Source organism: Streptomyces sp. NPDC006997 (assembly GCF_040635175.1).
Lineage (GTDB): Bacteria > Actinomycetota > Actinomycetes > Streptomycetales > Streptomycetaceae > Streptomyces.
On sequence record NZ_JBEYHH010000002.1, the window covers coordinates 91,316 to 108,325 of the forward strand.

Consider the following 17,010-nt stretch of genomic DNA (forward strand, 5'->3'; position numbering starts at 1 on the left):
TCGGCTAGTTGATCAGGAAGCAGGTGTCCCACCCGGACGCGGACGGCGTTCCGGTGTGGAAGGAGTGCAGGGCGAGGGCGGTGCCAGCGGCACCTTCGAGGAGCCCAATGTCGCCGCCGCCGGGAGGGTTGATCAGGGAGTCCGCCAGGGCGCCGGGTGGGGTGTCGGTCATCGGTGCCAGGAGCCGGGGCAGGCATTCGGTGAGGCCGGGAGTGCGGGCGTCGTCGGCAGCGAGTTGTGTGATGTGCGCCAGGCCGGCGAAGCCGTGGCACAGGGAGACGTCCACGGTCGCGTCGAGTTGTCCGGGGTTGGTCATGGCGCGCAGGAGGGCGAATTCGGCGGCGTGTTGGCGCGCCGGGTCCTTGAGGGCGAGGGCGGCGAGCTGCTGGGCGCGGGCGAATCCGGCGGTGCCGTAGCACCAGGACGGCCGGGATGGTCCGGGGCCGATCGTGCCGGAGCGTAGTTGCTCACGGGTGATCCAGTACGGCCACCACGGGCCGGCGGGGCCGTCCTGCTGCCAGTGGTCGAGCCAGGCCAGTATGCGGGTGATCGCGTCGAGGTGGCCCTCGACGGTGACGCTGCGGCGGGCTGCGAGGGAGAGCACAGCGAAGGGGCCGCCGATGCCGTGGGCGACGCCGTTATTGGCGTGCCCTTCCGGATACTCCGGGGAGATCGTGCCGGAGGGAGCTAGGGAGCTCCACCAGCCGGGCAGAACTTCCCCGTCCTGCTTGACCGGCTCGGTCAGGCGGACCAGGTAGGTCAGGATCTCGCGGACGACGTCGGTATGGACGTCGCGGTGCAGCAGGAGCCCGCCCAGCCCGCTCAGGCCGCGGATCGCGTCGAACTCCGCCAGCGCGGGCATCTCGCCGCGGTCCATGCGTGCGTGGGCGTCCGCGAGCCGGTCCCGGATCGCCTTCGTGACGTACCGGTCGAGGGTGTCCAGGGCGCGGGCGTAGCGTCCGGGGCGGTCGGCGGCGGCGTGCAGGGCGAAGGCGAGCGCGGGCGCCCCGTAGTAGAGGTGGCTGTCCGGGCCGCCGACAGCGGGTTCGGCTGCGGCGCAGGCGAGCCAGTCGTGGGCGCGCTGCCACGGACCCAGCTCGGTGCGGGCCCGCTCGATGTGCAGCAGCGCGACACCGACCGCGCCGTGCGCGAGCGACTGCGGCCACCAGCCCTGGCGGTGATGCAGCCCCCGTACATCCTGCGGCGAGGCAAGCCGCTCGGCGATCGTGTCGGCGGCTGCCCGCGCGCTTTCACGCAGATTCATGGGGATCTCCTCGGTGAGTCCAGGCCATGGCGGCGGCGTGGGCCAGCCGTACGCACATCCGCTCGTCGTCCTTGTCGATGCCGGCGGCGCGGATGTGGTGGGCGTGCAGCAGCGAGTCGAGAACGACGTCCGGGTCGATGCCACCGAACGCGTCCAGCTTCTGCCGGTAGCGGGCCAGGGCCGCGTCGCGCTCGCTCCAGGCGCTGGCGATGGCGTCGCCGCCGGGAGCCGCGCGCAGGGCCGCCCAGCCGTCGGCCGGGTCGGCTAGGCGCAACGCCTGACCGCGCACGGTCCGGTCCATAGGACGCGGGTCAGTGATCCGGCCGTGGGCGATCAGCCAATTCATGCCGCCTGCGGTGCTGCCGGTGAAGGCGGCGGCGACGGAGACGAAGTTCGCTGCGGCGAGGACCTGTTGGTGCGGACGGGAGCTTTGGGCGAACTGGACGGCCAGGGCTCGGGAGTCAGCGGCGAAGACGTCCTCGGCCAGGCTCATCAGCGGCCCGGGGGCCCACCGGCCGGTCTCCGGGTAGGAGGTCGCGAACTGCATGTCGGTGAGGAGCCCGGCACGGCGCAGTCCGTTCGCCCAGGCGCTCACGCGTTGTGCGGTGAGGGCGAAGTCCTCCTCGCTGGGGACCGCGATGCGCAGGCGCAGGTGCCAGCGGGGATCGCGGTAGCGCATGTACCACCAGGTCGGCGGCTCGTTCCACTGGCCGAGCAGCGCGGGCAGGTGGTCGGCAAGGATCTCGGGCTGCCGTTCGACGTGCCCGTACAGCTTGACCAGCAGCCAGGAGGCGGCGCCCGGAAGGTGACCGTGGTCGCGGGTGACGAGCTGGTCCGCGGTGACGGGAGGGACGGCCGGCCACTGCGGCGGGCGGACGGCCGTCATCGGGGCGATGATCTCGTGGGACCGTCCGTCGAACCAGCCTTCCTCGGATTCCGCTTCCGTCAAGATCACCGATTCATGAGTGTCCAGGTGGGCGCGCAGCAGCGCGAGGTGCGCGCGCTCGGAGAGGTCCAGCGGCAGAAGCTGGTCGCCCTCGGCCAGCTCGACTTCGTCCGGAACTCGGCGGCGTGCGCGCCACTCGTCGGCTGCCTTGTGCCACTCCCCCCAGGAGGCGCGGCGGTCGGGCAGCTCCGACCGGTTCAGTCGCCACCTCGCCGGAGAGAGGATCGCGCGGCCGTAGCGCACCCGCGGCAGGTACGGCAGTGCGGTAGCGGACGCCCAGGGGAAGACGGTCAGGACGGCGGTCTGGGCCCGGCTGATCTCGGTGAGGAAGCGTGCGAGCGGCGGCGTGTGGCCGCGCAGGTCCAGCGCGTGCAGCGTCATGGGGTCCAGCAGGCAGGCGCGGGAGAGGGAGACGAGGTAGAGCCTGCGGCGGTCGCAGCCCACGGCGAGGTCGTCGAGCGGGATGGTGCGCGCGTCGACCGGACGGTGCTCCGCCAGGCTGATGACGGCCGGCAGGAGTTCTGTAACGCGGGTGACGTTGGTGTCGCCCCGGTCGAGTGGGGTGAAGGAGACCTGCGTGGGCACCGCGCCGGGCGTGTTGACCGGCAGCTCTTCCAGCATGACGGCCACGCGGGCCTGATCGTCTGATGCGAGCAGCCCCAGGCTGCGGCCGATCGTGGTGCCGATCCCGCGGGACGGGGCGATGCCGTGGAGAACGAAGTCTCCACTCTCCAGGGCCTCTTGCGAAGCGGCACGGATTCGAAAGCGCAGCTCCGTGTGGGCCGGTACCTGCGGGGCGTTGCGATCTCCGACCGTCAACGTGCGGATCAGGTCCTCGTCCAGGCGGATCTCGTCGCGGCCGTCGAGGACGGCCGCTTGGGCGAGGGAGAGCAGCCGCTGTTCACGGGCGGTCAGGGCCTCACCCTGTTCAGGTTGCGCATCGCGGTATCCGACCGGGAACCCGAGGCCGACATCGGGGTCCACCAGGTCCCGGACCGGGACGAGTGAGTTGATGCCGTACCGCTCGAAGAATCGGTTGTGGAAGTCCTTCCATGCCGGAGTGCCGAAGGGGTACGCGCTCAGCCGGGCCAGCACTGTGGCGGCCTGCTCCGCCTCGCGGGCAACCTGTGGGGGCAGAGTGAGGGAGCAGTCCATGCGAAGGTCCAGCGTGAACGGCTGAGCCTTGACGCTACTCAAAGCGGTCATTTTCCGACGTAAGGCGGTATGCAGGTGCCGGCCGTCCGCCGGGGCCAGTACCTGGTTGTGCCGGGCGATGGCGTCGCGGACCGTCCGCAGGTCGGCCACGAGGTCCGTGGCTGATGAGGCGGCGGCTGCTTCGGCCTGCTCGACCAGGTGGTCCAGGGCGTCGAGGGTGGCAGAGGGCGCGTGCAGGCTGCTGATGAGCACACCGCGTTCGACGAGGCTGCTGACGAGCCCTTCCACCCGGTCCGCGGGAACGTCGGGGAACTCGCTCCTCATCAGTGCGACCACCGCATGGACGGGGACGGGCGAAACGGTGGCATCAACGGCGATACGTACGGCGCTGGTGTACCGGAGGGACACTTCGGCCGCTGGGCTGCCGTCGGTACGGCATGAACGGGGCGGGTAGGGCACGATCAGCCGATCGCCCCGTACGAAGATGGTGTTGTTGGCCATCACATGCAGGTGCCGCAGGAGTTCAGGATCTGCTTCCAGACGGGCGACCAGGTCCGCGATCCAGTCGCCGTCGGCACGGATGACGGGTCGATGCCACTCACCCCAGGACCATCCCGGTCGTTCCCCGAACGAGGCGGAGGCGATACCGGCGAACAGACCGTTCGGGGTCGCCCGGCCCGTCATACGCAGCAGGTACCGCATGACCGACACCACTGCGCGGCGCAACTGACGGGTCTCGGGACTGGCCACCGAGCACAGGGTCTGAACCTGCTGCGCGAGCAGAGGGCTGGCCTGCTCGATGGAGTCGGCGGCCTCGGACAGCGACCAGACGTCGCGCAGCCACGTCTGCCACCGCACCTCGCAGTCCGGGGTGTCGTCGGTGAGGTCCGGCCACGCGGGAAGCCGCAGCCTCGAGGAACGGGAGGCGCGCACCAGCGCAGTATCCGCGCACCGGTACAGCGGGCCGTCCTTCCGGGTACCCATGCACCCTCCCTGGTTGTGGTGTGTTGGGGTGGGTGCCAGCCCGCGCGGCGCAAGGCCGCGCGGGCTGGCAGATCAATGCGCCGAGGTCAGGCCACGTTGGTGGCGCAGGACCCCTGGCAGCTCGGCTTGCAGCCGTCGTCCGTCAGGTTGATCACCGTGGCGGAGCCGTCGCCGGACTCCAGGACGCTGATGTCCAGATCGAACGCGTCACCGCCCGCCGTGGCGGCCGGGGACTGTGCCTGGCCCTTGATCGTGTTCGCGTTCATGCGGGTTTCTCCCTACTCGTCGTGCGGTGGAAGATGATCAGGCCACGTTGGTGGCGCACGGGCTGGAGCAGGTGCTGCCGCAGCCGTCGTCGGTGAGGTTGATCAGCGTGGCGGAGCCGTCGTCGGACTCCAGGACGCTGATGTCGAGGTCGAATTCGTCGTTCTGCATGTGGTGATTCCTCCGTTGTCGTGCGCGGCTCCGATCGAGCCGCGAGGGACGTGCCGCGTGGGCGGCGCCGACAGGACATGGGCGTCGTGCCGGTGGTCTGGTGCGGTCAGGAGCCGCTGGAGATACAGGCGTTGCCACCGCAGGTTGAGCCGCAGCCGCCGTCGGAGGCGATACTCGCCCCGACCGTGCCACCCGATTCGATGACGCTGATGTCGAGGTCGAACGGGTCCTGCGCGGCAGAGGCCGAGGCGGTCCTCATGCCCTGGTCGGTCACCCTGGGAGTCACGGGAATCCTCCTGATTGGTCCGGTGGAACACTTCGATTCGGTGTGTTGCGGTACGGCCGACCCCGGTGGGCAGCAGCTGTGTGGCCTGCGCCAGTCGGGTCCTCGCCGGCCACCTCTTCAGACACGAGAACTGCTGTCCGGAAGAGGAGTTGGGGACGGGACACGGAAGTCCGAAAGGTGAACCGAGATACGCCGTCAGGCTGCCGCGGGCTGCGCTTGAGGATGGTTCTTCGCGGCCTGGTCCAGCACCCGGGTGAAGTGCTCGGCCCGCTTGTCGCCCCTCGGCCTCCTGAGCGCGGAGGTCGCCGAAGCGCTGCCAGTAGCGCCGGCAGACGTCACTGCTCATGACCATCTCTGCGTAGAACGGCAGCTGTCCGTCGCGGACGCGGCCGAGGCAGTGTCGGAGGCTGAGGGCGCAGATGAGTCGGTTGGCCGACATGAGCTGCATGTACTCCTCGGCCTTCATGTCCTCGGGCTTCCACAGCTCGGCGAGGTCGGCGTTGGTGGACACCCGGTTCAGCCAGTCGAGCTGGTTGCCCGCGAGGAGCGCCTCGTGCTGCTCGGCCTGGTGCCGTGCGTTCTGCCTGAGCCGGGCGGCTCCGACCACGGCGGTCGTGAGGGACAGGGCAACACCGGCAGCGAGGACGGCGGTAGGGAGCTTCATCGATCAACAACCCTTTCGCAGAGCGGATGTGCGGCATGAAGGCCGAATGGTGGGGACCGCGGTGTTCCGCGTGTTCACGCGGCTTCCGCGAGGACGATGCTCGGGACTTCATCGGTAGAGCCGTTAGGCATGTACCGGCTACGCACCGTCTCCAGTGCGACAGCGATCGGCGGCAGACCGACCGTGGCCCTTCGTTTGTCGACGGATCCCGGCGCGCGCAGTGGGCACAGCTCGATGCGGTCGGAGCTCAGCAGGAGCTGGGTGCCGTACTCCTGGTCCTGGCCGGTGTTGATGAGGGTGCGGTCGTGCAGGTGTGCCCAGTGGTGGACGAGCGCGTCGCCGACCTCGACCGCACGTCCGAGCAGGATGGTGGCGGCGCGCTGGAAGACGAGATCGTGGTCGCTGTGCAGGGCGATGCTCCAGGCGGCTCGGGCAGCAGCAGGGCCGACGAGGCGGTGGCCGGGCCACTCGTATTCGCCCAGGACGCGGTGCAGAAACTTGGCGTTGGCGTAGTCGGTGTGCCGACCACGGCCGAGTTGGACGCCATCGAGCTGGTTGCGCACGCGTGTGGCCCGGTGCGCTGCCGATTCCGTGGCGCGGGCGATCAGCTCGCGGGCGATGTCGGGCCGCTGCGGCTTTTCGGTTGTCACGTGCTGCTCCCTTCTTCCGCGGCAAGATGGGGAGCTTGGGTTTGGCAGCTGATTAGTGTGCTGAGTCGGGGGCGGTGCTCGGCGGCCAGTTCGAGGCGGGCCACTCGGTCACCCTCCCGTCCCGGACCGGAACCCCGCACGTCCCAGCCCATGTCCGTGAGCCGACGCAGCAGGGCGGCGATGGGTTCGGCTTGCAGGGTGTGGCCTGCCAGGATTTCGGCCCGTACGAGCGGGAAGCTCTGCCGGGCGGCGAAGTCGGAGGCCCACAGGGTGATCAGCCGGGTGATGTCGTCGGGCTGGTCGGGCAGGGTGTGGACGTGGCCCAGGCGGAGGCAGGGGCCTTCGCCCCAGCTGAGTCCGGGGTCGCGCGCGGGGACCATGCAGGCGAGCAGCTTTCCGTCCTCGAACAGACCGGCCGACGTCGTGTGCGGGTCGCGGAACAGGGCCGGCACGTCGGCTTGGGCGGGCACGGGGAGGCCGCGCAGGGTGAGCCAGCGCTGCCGGTCCTGCACGAGGGCAGCGGCTTCCGCGCGCTCGGCGTCCGTACGTAACCTGCGCACCGCGTACACGGCGCCCGGGTACTTCGCTGCGAACGAGGTGGAAGCCGGAGCCTCCTCGTTGGCCAGGGGAGTGGGGGGCCTTCTCACTGGCTCGCTCCGCTCCGCGCCGCCGGGTCGGTCGGCAGCAGCTTCCAGCCGTGGGCAAGGATCACCAGGTGGGTGGTGTCCCGCGCGCCCGTGTCGGCGAGGAGTTGGTCGAGTGCGGCGCGCTGGTCGGCGGGGGCGAGCTTGGCGGCGACGGCGATGTCACGGGGGTCGCTGTGCTCGGCGACGGCTCGGAGCAGCAGCCGCTGGTCCGGGGTGAGGGATGGCGCTGGCCGGTCCGCCGTGGGTGAGGCCACCTGCTGGGTGGTGAACAGGCGGTGCACGATCACCGGGGGCTTGCAGCGGGGCGGGCAGTGCAGGCTCTCACGGATGTCGCGCATGTACTGGCGGACGGTCACGGCCGACAGGCTGGTCTCTGCCGCAATCTCCTTGGCCGTGAGGCCGTTCGCGAGGTGCTGGGCGACGCGCTGCAGGGTCGGCGTCAGGGGCGTGATCGGTGCGCTGGTCGTCACGGGCGGGGTCACGGTGTCTCTCTCGGCTGAGTGGATGGTCACTGGGAGGGGTGCCGCCGGTCCCCGCGGGGGACGGGGGCCGGCGGCACGGGCCCGTGCGCGGCGGTGGGGAGTCACGGGGTGCCGCGCACGGGGGCTCATGCGGCGGTCGGATCGGGTCGTGCCCAGGCGGCTTCGGCGGCGAGGCGCTCGGACCACTGGATGTGGTCCTCTGCGAAGGCGGCGTCGGCCAGGCGTATGCGCTGGACTTCGCCGGTTCCGGCCGGTGGGTAGGTGTGCTGGATGTCGCGCCACAGGCGCTGGACGATGTAGTCGCCATCGAGGGCGTTGGCGCCGTGCAGTTCCATGGCGTCCTGGGCGGACTGGACGGCCCACTGGTGGCCGAGGTATTTCGAGTTGATCAGGTCGGCGTCGCAGGGCAGGCCCTGGTCGAGGAGGTGCACGGCCTGGTAGGCGAGTATCCGGGCGGCGCGCAGGCGGGCTTCCATGTCGCCGACGCGGTCCCGCAGGACGGGCAGGTCGGACAGGGCGCCCTGGTAGCGGGGGCGGGTCTTGAGCCGGGCGGTGGTGGTGTCCACGACGGCTTCGTGGATGCCGAGGCTGACGGCGGCCAGGTTGGGGCGGCCGTAGAGGATGCTGCTGCTCTGGGCCACGGCCAGTCCCTGGCCGATCTCCCCGACCACGTTGTCGGCGGGGACGCGGACGTGATCGAGGTCGAGGCGGCCGGCGGAGAAGCCGTGCAGACCGAGGCCGGCACGGTGGTCGGGGACGGAAAGTCCGGGGCGGTCGGCTTCGACCATGAACGCGGTCAGCGCCTGCGAGGTGCTCACTCCGGCCGTTGCGGTGCGGGCGACGACGAGGTGGGCTCCGGCGAGGTGGCTGTTGCCGATATGGATCTTGCTGCCGGTGATCACCCACTCGTTGCCGGAACGTTCGGCGGTGGTTTCGATGCCGCCGATGTGTCCGCCGGCGAGCGGTTCGGTCACGGCGATCGACAGCAGCACGGACCCGTCCGCGACCCGGGGAAGCCAGTGGCCCTTCTGCTCGTAGGTGGCGTAGTGCAGCAGGGCGCCCACGGGGATCAATGTGGCCTGCAGGATGGCCGCGGCAGCCGCCGAGACCCGTGCGATGCGGTGGACCAAGACGGTCCTGGCTACGTGTCCGGCGCCCAGCCCGCCGAAGACGGCCGGGACGGTGACGGCGAACCACCGCCGGGCGGCCATCAGGTCGGCGACCTTGCGCTCCACCCTGCCCGGAGCGGCCTCCATCCGCGCGGCGCGCGGCGCGACGTGCTCGGCCGCGAAGGCGTCCGCCTCCTGCCACAGCAGATGGTGGCGGGCGGTGAGGTAGGGACGCAGCGCCGGTGGAGGCGTGGTGGGTGTGGCGGACATGGTCTCCCTCTCCCTGGATGAAGGTCGCAACGCGTGGAGCGGCCGGGGATCGCCTACGGCTCCCGGGTGGGGGTTGTGGAACGGCCTAGCGGACGGGGGCGCGGGCGATGTGGTCCATCACCTGTGCACTGGCGTTGATGACGATGTCCCGCAGACGGCGGGCCTCGGCCAGGGGCCGCTTCTCGGGGTCGATCACACACACCGTGCCCAGCACCGTGCCGCTGTCGTGGATCAACGGAGCGCCGAAGTAGGAGCGGATCCCGACGGCGTCGACCACCGCGTTGCCGCTGAAGCGCGGGGACGCGTGCACGTCGTGCAGCGGGAGGGCCTTCCTGCGGGCCATGACCTCCGGGCACCAGCCGTGGTTCCGGCTCATGGTGCGGCCGACGATCACGAACCCGCTGTCCGCCGGCGGCTGGTGCAGCCCGACGAAAGTCTGCTCCTCCAGGAACAGGTTGACGAACCCGTACAAGAACCCGGCCTGTGTGGCCATGTCGCGGGCCAGCTCGTCGAAGTCCTCGTTGGCCACCGGGGGCACGCCCAGGCGGTTGAGCAGCTCGTCACGCTGAGCCAGTTCCAGCGACTGCTGAGGTCGCTGGCTGGTGAGGGCGGTGCCGGGTGGGGTGAACGGGCCGGGGGTGGTGTCCCGCATGTCGCGCCGAGGCAAGGACCGGGCGGGCGGGGCAGTCTGCGGCGTGCGGTAGGGGTCGCTGGGGTGCTGTGACATCAGACGTCCTGGAGGGTGGTAGAAGGGGTGTGACCAGCGCGATTGGTGGTGGCGGCGCAATTGACGGCGTGGTCGACGAGGGCCAGCAGAACGCCGGCGACGTGATTCGTGTCGCGGGCGTCGCAGGTGACCACCGGCACGGCAGCGGGGAGTTCGAGAGCGGCGCGGACCTGCTCGGGGTGGTAGCGGTGCGCCCCGTCGAATTGGTTGACCGCGACGACGAAGGGCAGGCCGATGTCCTCGAAGAAGCTGACGGGCGTGAAGCTGCTCTCCAAGCGGCGGGTATCGACCAGGACGACCGCGCCGACGGCGCCGCGGGAGAGGTCGTACCAGAGATCGACGAACCGGTCCTGGCCCGGCGTGCCGAACAGAAACAGTTCCAGCGGCACGGGCGCATCGGGCAGGCTCAATCGGCCGAAGTCGAAGGCGACCGTGGTGGTCCGCTTGGACGCCAGGCCAGCCAGGCTGTCGACGTCCGCGCTCGCCTCGGTCAGGTACTCCTCCGTACTCAGCGGCGTGATCTCGCTGACGGCGCCCACTGCGGTGGTCTTGCCCGCGCCGAAACCGCCGGCAATCACGATCTTCAGCACAGTCGGCGCACCGGCCTGCGAGTGCGGCGAAACCGTGGATGGGTCATCCGGCCTGGGGATAGGCGACGGCATCAGGCCACTTCCTCTTCAGGCCGGCGGAAACCGCTGCCAGCAGTTGGACAGACGGACCGGATCCTGCGCCGGTATCGGCATAGGACTGGGTCAGGGGGACGACGAGGGCGCCGGCGTCCAGGAGGTCGGAGATGAGCACTTTGACGGCGGTCACGGGCCGGCCGAGGCGACCCGCCAGCTCGACCACCGACCGCCGGCGCTCCCGGCACAGGGCGAGAATCTCCCCGCACTCCTCGGCCTGCGCCGGGCCCGGCCTTCCCTGCCCGGCCTCCAGGACGGTTTCCAGAGCGAGCAGGTGCCGCGGCTTGGTACGCCCGCGCGTCACGGCGTAGGTCCGCACGAACGCCGACTCCTCGGCCGCGCGGCCGTACGTGGTCACCGGACCTCTCCGCCCGTGCCAACGCGGACGGGGATCAGCATGTACGGGGCGAACTTCTGGACCAGGCGCCCCATCTCGAAGCCGACGGTGCCCACGTCGGCGTCCCTGGTGGCGATGACAGCGAGGATCGTGTCCACCTCACCGCGTTCGGCCCCGGGGTGGGTGTCGAAGGCCGCGCTGCGCCCGGCGCTCTGGACGAAGAACAGGCAGTCGTCTCGCTCGATGATGACCTGCCGGGCCGGCCTCTTCTTGTGGCTGGGGCCGGTGATGTTCGCCGCGAGGGAGGCGACCCCGCTGAAGGCGGCCGACAGTTCGTCCGCCCAGTCCTTGTCGACGTCGCTGTCCAGCAGCCGCAGTCCGTCGCGCGAGAGCAGGACGGCGTGCGTGACGCCCGGCGTCTCGGAGGCGAACTGACGCAGCAGCCAGGCCATGTTGTCCCGCTGTCCGCTTGTCGTCGCGGATGCGGGCGTGCCGTCGGTCACGTTGTTCATCGCGGGGTGGGTGCTCATGGGGATCGCTCCAGAAGGGGGGAAGGGCCAGTGGGTGTACTGGGCCGCCGACAACGCGGAAGAAGCGGGTCAGGGGGTGGGGTGTTCTGTCGAGGCGGGAGGGGGACTGGCGGTGCCGCCGGCCTGGAGGCCGCTGCGGAAGGCGGCTGCGAGCCCTGGCGTCGCCGCGGACACGGGGGCTTGCTCCCGCTCCTGTGGTGGACGGAAAGGTTCCGACCGACGCGTGCGCGTGGGAAGAGCGGGCGCGTCGGCCGAATGACCCGCCGAGGTCGATGCCCCAGCGGCGCCGGGGCGTGCGACCTGCCCCACCCCTGGGGCGGCAGGAGCCGCGGCCACCTGATGCGGCTGCTGCCCGGACATGCGAGCTTCCTCGGGCTGCGGCGCACCAGCGTCCTCGACCGATGGAATGGCTACCAGGAGCCGTGCCGGTATGACGACCAGGGCGGTGGTGCCTCCCGTCGCGTTCTCCTGCAGGAGGACGGACAACCCGTGTGACTGGGCGATCTTCGCGGCGACCAGCAGGCCGAGCTGTCCGGCCCGGACCTGGCCGCTGACGTCGACCTCATCCGGGGCTTTGAGCAGGTCGTTCATCTGTGCCCGCGTCTGCGGGTGCATGGGAATGGCGCGGTCCTCGACCTCGATGGCCAGCCCGTGTGGCACCCGCTGCGCGCGCACCATCACCCGCGTCGCTGGATCCGAGCACTCGCAGGCGTTCTCGATCAGCTCGGCCAGCAGGTGCGTCAGGTCCGGCCCCACATGGCCGGGCAACCCCAGCTCGGCGCCCACGGATCCGGCCGCGACGGCCACCCGCGGATACTGCACAACCTCGGAGACAGCGCCACGCAGGGCCGTCGTGACGGGAACGGGCCGGCGCACGCTGCGCAGGGACTGCCCGCCCAGGACCGCCGTGCTCTCGACCTGCCGGCGCATCCGCGTCACGAGGTGATCGATCTCGAAGATCTTGGCCAGCAGTTCCGGGTCGTCGGTCAGCATCTCCAGCTGGCTCAGTGCCTGGAGTGCCTTGCTGACCAGGGCGTGCTCGCGCATGGCCAGGCGGCGAAGCACTTCCAGGAGGACCACGGACTGGGACTCGTCGTGCACGCGGATCAGCGACATGATGGCCTGCGCCTGGAGGGCACTCAGCGCGTTGTCGATCCCGGCGTTCGCAGTGGGCGACTGCGCGGTGTGCGGGTCCGGCAACGCTGGACGTTTTCCGCGGCACAGCTCGTCCGCCGACCACTGCACCGACTTCTCAACGGCTGCCGCTGCCCCTGTGACCGCTGTCAGCGCTGCTGACTGGGACTCCTCCACTGCCGACCGCACGGCACTGGCCACGGTGCGCGTTCCGTGTGCCGCCACCGCGACGACCGCCGCCAGTCCGCAGACCAGGCCGGCCAGGACCCAGCCGGGGCCTACGACGGACCCCGACCGGAGAGCGAAGGCGGCGAGCAGCAGCGCGGCTAGGAGTGCCAGGGGCAGTGCCACGGCGCGACGGGCGAGGTACAGCGTGGTCGCGTCGACCGGGGGCCGCCGTCTGCGGTGGCCGGTCGCGGCCGGCCGTGCCGTCAAGGCGCTGTCAGGCATGGGAATCCTCGTCAGGGGTGGGGTGGCTATGCGTGCTGCGGCGTCAGGTCGGCGGTGGACTGGCGCGTGCTGCGGGAGGTTGAGCGGGGTGCGGGGACCGCGAGCGCGGCGTGGCGGGGGGAGGACTGCGCCGCCATCTGCTGAAGGAGCAGGGCGCTTTGGATCAGGCCCATGTGGCTGAACGCCTGCGGGAAGTTGCCGAGCTGGCGCTGCTGGACGGGGTCGTACTCCTCCGCCAGGAGCCCGAGGTCGTTGCGCAGAGCCAGGAGGCGTTCGAACAAGGCACGGGCCTCGTCGGGGCGGCCGGTCAGGGCGAGGCCGTCGACGAGCCAGAAGTTGCACAGGAAGAAGGCGCCCTCGTCGCCGGTCAAGCCGTCCACCCCGACGTCCTCACCGCAGGTCGGGTACCGGTACACGAGCCCGTCCTCCGTGGAGAGTTCACGACGGACCGCATCCACGGTGCCGATGACGCGCGGGTCGTCGGGCGGCAGAAAGCCGGTGCGGGGGATGAGTAGCGTGGCAGCGTCCAGCTCCTGCGAGCCGTAGGACTGGGTGAAGGTGTTGCGCACCGGGTCGAAGCCCTTGTCACAGACCTCCCGGTGGATCGCCGCCCGCAGCTCGACCAGCGGGGCCACGTCCATGTCGAGCGCGCCGGCCTCGGCCAGGCGGATGGTGCGGTCGACCGCCACCCAGGCCATCACCTTGGAATGGACGAAGTGCCGGCGGGCCCCGCGGATCTCCCAGATGCCCTCGTCGGGCTCCCGCCAGCGCTGGACCAGGTGCTCGATGAGCCGCTGGTGCAGGACCGCGGTGTCGGCGCAGTGGGCGACTCCGCTCTGGTGCGCGAGGTACAGGGTGTCGATGACCTCGCCGTACACGTCGAGCTGCAGCTGGTTCGCCGCCCCGTTCCCGACCCGTACCGGAGCCGATCCCTCGTACCCGGGAAGCCAGGGAAGCTCCCGCTCCCGCAGGTCACGCTCCCCGGTGATCCCGTACATGATCTGCAGGTTCTCCGGGTCCCCGGCCACAGCGCGCAGCAGCCATCGCCGCCATGCCTGTGCCTCCTTCCGGTATCCGGTCCCCAGCAGCGCGGCAAGCGTCGTGGCTGCGTCGCGCAGCCAGGTGAAGCGGTAGTCCCAGTTCCGGTCGCCGCCGATCTCTTCGGGCAGCGACGTGGTCGGCGCCGCGACGATCCCGCCGCTCGGCCCGTAGGTCATGGCCTTCAGCGTGATCGAGGACCGGACCACGGCCTCGCGGTAGGGCCCGTCGTAGGTGCTCTCCTGCGTCCAGTCCTGCCAGAAGGCGAGCGTCTCGGCGAGCGCGGCCTCCGGGTCGGGAACGTCCGGTGCGGGGGCGTGGGACGGGCACCAGCTGAGCACAAACGCCACGCTCTGCCCGGCGCTGATGGCGAAGGCGCTGACGACCACACCGTCCTTCTCCAACTGCGGGACGCAGGTGTCGAGCCACAGAGCGTCCGCGCCGGCCTCCGCGACCATGCGCCCACCGACCTCGTGGTTCCACGGGCTGACGCTGCCGTACCCCGGCCGAGGACGCATGGCCGAGACCATCTCCACTTCGCCAGTCAGGCCCTCAGCGATCCGGATCACCTGTGGGGCCCCGTCGCGCGGCGGCATGAAATCCAGGACCCGGACCGAACCAGTCGGGGTGCGCCACAGCGATTCGAGAACGAGCGAGTCACCTCGGTACCGGCGTTCAGCCACTCTTCCGGAGCCGGACCCGCCTGCGGACGAAGCCGGGGCGATCTGCCAGGTGCCGTGCTTCTGTGTGCCGAGCAGACCGGCAAACACGGCCGGTGAGTCGAAGCGGGGCAGACAAAGCCAGTCGATCGTGCCGTCGTCGCAGACGTGGGCGCTGGTCTGTGTGTCGCCGATCAGGCCGTACTGCTCGATACGCGGAAGGCGTTTCATCGTGTGTGGATCTCCGTTAAGCCCCGCTGGTCTGGGGGTGTTATCGGGGCCGCCGAAGCGGCCGGGGACAGGCCGGGAGTCAAGGAGTCAGCGGTCAGCGCGGGGACGCAGGCTCGCTCGGAGGTGGTGTAGAGGCCCTGTCTGCGGGATCGAGGCCAGTCGCACGAGTGCCTCGGCACACCAGCCACGCCATCGCGACGAGGATCAGTCCGATGAGGAGCGCTCCGGTGAGGGTCATGTCCGGGGCACCGAAGCGGCCCACACCAGGCAGGTGAGGGCGACGGCGAAGACCGCACCGCGCAGCACGTTGATCTGCGGCGTCCATCGGGCCAACCTCCGTGCCGGTCGACTCACTCCGACGTCGTCCAGCCGGATCTTCGCGATGAGTTCCTGCGTGGCCTCGGCGAGTCTGACGAGGTGCACCCGGCTGGGCAGATACCCCTCCGGGAGCCCGACCGAGCAGAGTTGCTGCGCACGGAGCAAGGCCGGCTCCTGCGAAGGCATCAGGGTTCCGAGCTGGTTGACGTGCCCTCGCAGCCGCAGGACGAGGTCCTCCACATCGGCGGCGGTCTCGGGCACCGGGGAGTCCTCGCCCAGCACGAGCGTCACCGTCTCCGTCGCGGACACCGCTTGGTCACGCCCGGCACCCGGATCACCGAGTCTCCGGCCCTGACCACTGCGCTGGCAGAACGCCCGGCGAGGGGCCAGCGAGAGACGCATGACACAACTCCTATGTGAATCAAGCCAAATTGAGTGAGAGACGCCGTGCACCACAGTCGGTCGGCGTGCATGGTGAGTGATCCGGCCGCTACGTTGAGCGAACCGCGAATCCCCGCTGGGGGGTATGCCTGTGCGGCCCGCAAGGCCGTCAAAGGCGTCAAAGATCATTTCGGACCTGAGGGGCAGCCCATGGCCCGTGAGCGAAACGTCGCCCTCGCCGCACTCCTGCGCGAAGCGGGCTGGTCCCAGCCCCAAGCAGCCGCCGCGGTGGCTCGTGTCGCCGCGGAGAGCGGTGCTCGCGAATTGGAGGCCATCTCGCGCTCGCACATCGCCATGTGGGTCCAGGGCACCAAGCCCAGCGGACGAGCGCCTCATATCCTGCGTGAGACGCTGTCCCGCAGGCTCAGTCGCCCCCTCACCCTCGCTGACCTCGGGCTGGAAGACGGGCCGACAGGCTCGCCCGACAGCAGTTCCGACTGGAGCGTCGACCCTCTGACCGTGCTGGCCGAGCTGGGAAGCGACGACCTGGACATGCACCGACGCAAGCTGCTGGCGACCGCCGCGTACTCGGCCGCCGGCCTCACTCTGCCCGCGAGTTCGTGGTGGACGACCGCCCCAGCCGCTGCAGCATCGCGCCCAGCAGTCTCCCCACGGTTGGTGACCCAGGCCGACATCGATGACGTCCGCAACCTGACAGCCTTCTACTCCGCACGGGACCAGCAGCGTGGTGGAGCCTCTGGGCGCTCGGCTCTGGCCGGCCACCTTCGCGACGAAGCGGTGCCCCTGCTGGGCAGCAGGTTTCGAACGGAACGGCACCGACGGGACACGTACTCGGCCGTGGCAGAGATGACCTACATCGCCGGCTGGATGGCGTTCGACGCCTCGGAGCACCGCACCGCCCAGCGCTACCTCACCCTCGCCGCCCGCATAGCGGCCGAAGCCGGAGACGGACCACTGGGCGGCCACATCCTGCGCGCCCTCGCCCACCAGGCAGTCGACCTCGGACACCCACGCAGGGCCCTCGACCTGGCCGATGCCTCCATGGCCCGCACTCACTACGGCCAGGCCAGCTCGCGCGAGAAGGCCCTGCTCTCCATCGTCCACGCCCGCGCCCTGGCCGCCGACGGCGACAGGCCCGGCACCCTCGCGGCCATCAGCCGAGCAGAGCGGGACCTCGCCCGCGCCGACAACGAGGACGCCCCCGACCGCGTCGGCTTCTTCCAGGAAGCCTCTCTCGCCCACGAAACTGCCTGCGCCCTGCGCGACCTGGGCAACCCCGTCGAGGCGGAGATCCATTTCCAGCGCAGCGTCCGCACCCGCCGCCGGCAGCAGTACGCCCGCACCCACAGCGTGACACTCGGCTACCTGGGCGCCGTCCAGGTCCAGCAAGGGCGTCTCGACGAGGCATGCGGTACCTGGGGACAAGCTCTCGATGCCATGGTCGGCGTCCAGTCCGGCCGCGCTCGCGACGTCATCGTCCGCATGCAGAGCGACCTGTCGCCCGTCCGGCAACGCGGAGGCCGCCACGTTGTTGAATTGGACCGCCGGGCACGGGAAATGCTGCGCGCCATAGGCTGACCATAGGGCAGGTCCGCAGGTGTGGCTGGCG

The 17,010-nt window shown here is 70.5% G+C and carries 17 protein-coding genes and 1 pseudogene; 1 reads left to right on the forward strand and 17 read right to left on the reverse strand.

What is annotated here, in order from left to right; translation table 11 throughout:
* Positions 1–4: 4 nt before the first annotated feature.
* The 17 genes and pseudogenes from ABZ659_RS02025 to ABZ659_RS02105 form a co-directional block, all read right to left on the reverse strand.
* Positions 5–1,264 carry a lanthionine synthetase C family protein gene (locus tag ABZ659_RS02025; RefSeq protein ID WP_360212438.1) on the reverse strand — a complete coding sequence of 420 codons (1,260 nt, stop codon included), beginning with the start codon at positions 1,262–1,264 and terminating at the stop codon, positions 5–7.
* The gene (locus ABZ659_RS02030) at positions 1,251–4,349 is read right to left on the reverse strand and encodes a lantibiotic dehydratase (protein ID WP_360212440.1); all 3,099 of its coding nucleotides are present in this window, start codon (positions 4,347–4,349) and stop codon (positions 1,251–1,253) included. The genes ABZ659_RS02025 and ABZ659_RS02030 overlap by 14 nt, the downstream gene beginning before the upstream one ends.
* 86 nt (positions 4,350–4,435) lie before the next feature.
* Positions 4,436–4,615 (reverse strand): FxLD family lanthipeptide, encoded by a 180-nt coding sequence (locus ABZ659_RS02035; RefSeq protein ID WP_054100455.1) that lies wholly within the window; start codon positions 4,613–4,615, stop codon positions 4,436–4,438.
* A 37-nt stretch (positions 4,616–4,652) separates the two neighbouring features.
* Positions 4,653–4,784 carry an FxLD family lanthipeptide gene (locus tag ABZ659_RS02040; RefSeq protein ID WP_011031314.1) on the reverse strand — a complete coding sequence of 44 codons (132 nt, stop codon included), beginning with the start codon at positions 4,782–4,784 and terminating at the stop codon, positions 4,653–4,655.
* Positions 4,785–4,890: 106 nt separating this feature from the next.
* A complete protein-coding gene (locus tag ABZ659_RS02045; protein ID WP_007491159.1) occupies positions 4,891–5,070 on the reverse strand; it encodes an FxLD family lanthipeptide in 180 nt (59 codons plus the stop codon).
* 322 nt (positions 5,071–5,392) lie between these two features.
* A pseudogene (locus ABZ659_RS02050) lies at positions 5,393–5,734 on the reverse strand (DUF6082 family protein); the annotation flags it as partial.
* Positions 5,735–5,808: 74 nt separating this feature from the next.
* Positions 5,809–6,384, reverse strand: a complete 576-nt coding sequence (locus ABZ659_RS02055; RefSeq protein ID WP_054100457.1) for a DUF6624 domain-containing protein — start codon at positions 6,382–6,384, stop codon at positions 5,809–5,811.
* Positions 6,381–7,031 (reverse strand): hypothetical protein, encoded by a 651-nt coding sequence (locus ABZ659_RS02060; RefSeq protein WP_360212443.1) that lies wholly within the window; start codon positions 7,029–7,031, stop codon positions 6,381–6,383. The genes ABZ659_RS02055 and ABZ659_RS02060 overlap by 4 nt, the downstream gene beginning before the upstream one ends.
* Positions 7,028–7,501, reverse strand: a complete 474-nt coding sequence (locus tag ABZ659_RS02065; protein WP_233520684.1) for a LuxR C-terminal-related transcriptional regulator — start codon at positions 7,499–7,501, stop codon at positions 7,028–7,030. Before ABZ659_RS02065 ends, ABZ659_RS02060 begins: the two co-directional genes overlap by 4 nt.
* A gap of 137 nt (positions 7,502–7,638) precedes the next feature.
* Positions 7,639–8,892: an acyl-CoA dehydrogenase family protein gene (locus ABZ659_RS02070; RefSeq protein ID WP_360212445.1), complete on the reverse strand. Its 1,254-nt coding sequence runs from the start codon at positions 8,890–8,892 to the stop codon at positions 7,639–7,641.
* A gap of 85 nt (positions 8,893–8,977) precedes the next feature.
* Positions 8,978–9,619, reverse strand: a complete 642-nt coding sequence (locus ABZ659_RS02075; protein WP_360212447.1) for a GAF domain-containing protein — start codon at positions 9,617–9,619, stop codon at positions 8,978–8,980.
* A complete protein-coding gene (locus ABZ659_RS02080) occupies positions 9,619–10,209 on the reverse strand; it encodes an ATP/GTP-binding protein (RefSeq protein WP_054100460.1) in 591 nt (196 codons plus the stop codon). Before ABZ659_RS02080 ends, ABZ659_RS02075 begins: the two co-directional genes overlap by 1 nt.
* A 43-nt stretch (positions 10,210–10,252) precedes the next feature.
* Positions 10,253–10,660, reverse strand: coding sequence for a DUF742 domain-containing protein (locus ABZ659_RS02085; RefSeq protein ID WP_360212449.1), 408 nt, complete (start codon positions 10,658–10,660; stop codon positions 10,253–10,255).
* Positions 10,657–11,169, reverse strand: coding sequence for a roadblock/LC7 domain-containing protein (locus tag ABZ659_RS02090; protein ID WP_054100462.1), 513 nt, complete (start codon positions 11,167–11,169; stop codon positions 10,657–10,659). Before ABZ659_RS02090 ends, ABZ659_RS02085 begins: the two co-directional genes overlap by 4 nt.
* A gap of 69 nt (positions 11,170–11,238) precedes the next feature.
* Positions 11,239–12,753, reverse strand: coding sequence for an ATP-binding protein (locus ABZ659_RS02095; RefSeq protein WP_360212451.1), 1,515 nt, complete (start codon positions 12,751–12,753; stop codon positions 11,239–11,241).
* Between the two features lie 26 nt (positions 12,754–12,779).
* Complete coding sequence (locus ABZ659_RS02100) at positions 12,780–14,681, reverse strand: glycoside hydrolase family 15 protein (RefSeq protein ID WP_360212453.1); 1,902 nt, start codon at positions 14,679–14,681, stop codon at positions 12,780–12,782.
* A 234-nt stretch (positions 14,682–14,915) separates the two neighbouring features.
* Positions 14,916–15,401 carry a DUF6415 family natural product biosynthesis protein gene (locus ABZ659_RS02105; protein ID WP_360212455.1) on the reverse strand — a complete coding sequence of 162 codons (486 nt, stop codon included), beginning with the start codon at positions 15,399–15,401 and terminating at the stop codon, positions 14,916–14,918.
* A 189-nt stretch (positions 15,402–15,590) separates the two neighbouring features.
* Here ABZ659_RS02105 and ABZ659_RS02110 point away from each other — a divergent pair, with 189 nt between their 5' ends.
* Positions 15,591–16,979 (forward strand): Tat pathway signal protein, encoded by a 1,389-nt coding sequence (locus ABZ659_RS02110; protein WP_174720323.1) that lies wholly within the window; start codon positions 15,591–15,593, stop codon positions 16,977–16,979.
* The last annotated feature ends 31 nt before the right edge of the window (positions 16,980–17,010 follow it).

What these genes read in the sequence shown, in the direction of transcription:
- ABZ659_RS02025 (WP_360212438.1), bottom strand. Translation starts at nt 1,264, where the DNA reads ATGAATCTGCGTGAAAGCGCGCGGGCAGCCGCCGACACGATCGCCGAG.
- ABZ659_RS02030 (WP_360212440.1), bottom strand. Translation starts at nt 4,349, where the DNA reads ATGGGTACCCGGAAGGACGGCCCGCTGTACCGGTGCGCGGATACTGCG.
- ABZ659_RS02035 (WP_054100455.1), bottom strand. Translation starts at nt 4,615, where the DNA reads ATGAACGCGAACACGATCAAGGGCCAGGCACAGTCCCCGGCCGCCACG.
- ABZ659_RS02040 (WP_011031314.1), bottom strand. Translation starts at nt 4,784, where the DNA reads ATGCAGAACGACGAATTCGACCTCGACATCAGCGTCCTGGAGTCCGAC.
- ABZ659_RS02070 (WP_360212445.1), bottom strand. Translation starts at nt 8,892, where the DNA reads ATGTCCGCCACACCCACCACGCCTCCACCGGCGCTGCGTCCCTACCTC.
- ABZ659_RS02075 (WP_360212447.1), bottom strand. Translation starts at nt 9,619, where the DNA reads ATGTCACAGCACCCCAGCGACCCCTACCGCACGCCGCAGACTGCCCCG.
- ABZ659_RS02090 (WP_054100462.1), bottom strand. Translation starts at nt 11,169, where the DNA reads ATGAGCACCCACCCCGCGATGAACAACGTGACCGACGGCACGCCCGCA.
- ABZ659_RS02095 (WP_360212451.1), bottom strand. Translation starts at nt 12,753, where the DNA reads ATGCCTGACAGCGCCTTGACGGCACGGCCGGCCGCGACCGGCCACCGC.
- ABZ659_RS02100 (WP_360212453.1), bottom strand. Translation starts at nt 14,681, where the DNA reads ATGAAACGCCTTCCGCGTATCGAGCAGTACGGCCTGATCGGCGACACA.
- ABZ659_RS02105 (WP_360212455.1), bottom strand. Translation starts at nt 15,401, where the DNA reads ATGCGTCTCTCGCTGGCCCCTCGCCGGGCGTTCTGCCAGCGCAGTGGT.
- ABZ659_RS02110 (WP_174720323.1), top strand. Translation starts at nt 15,591, where the DNA reads ATGGCCCGTGAGCGAAACGTCGCCCTCGCCGCACTCCTGCGCGAAGCG.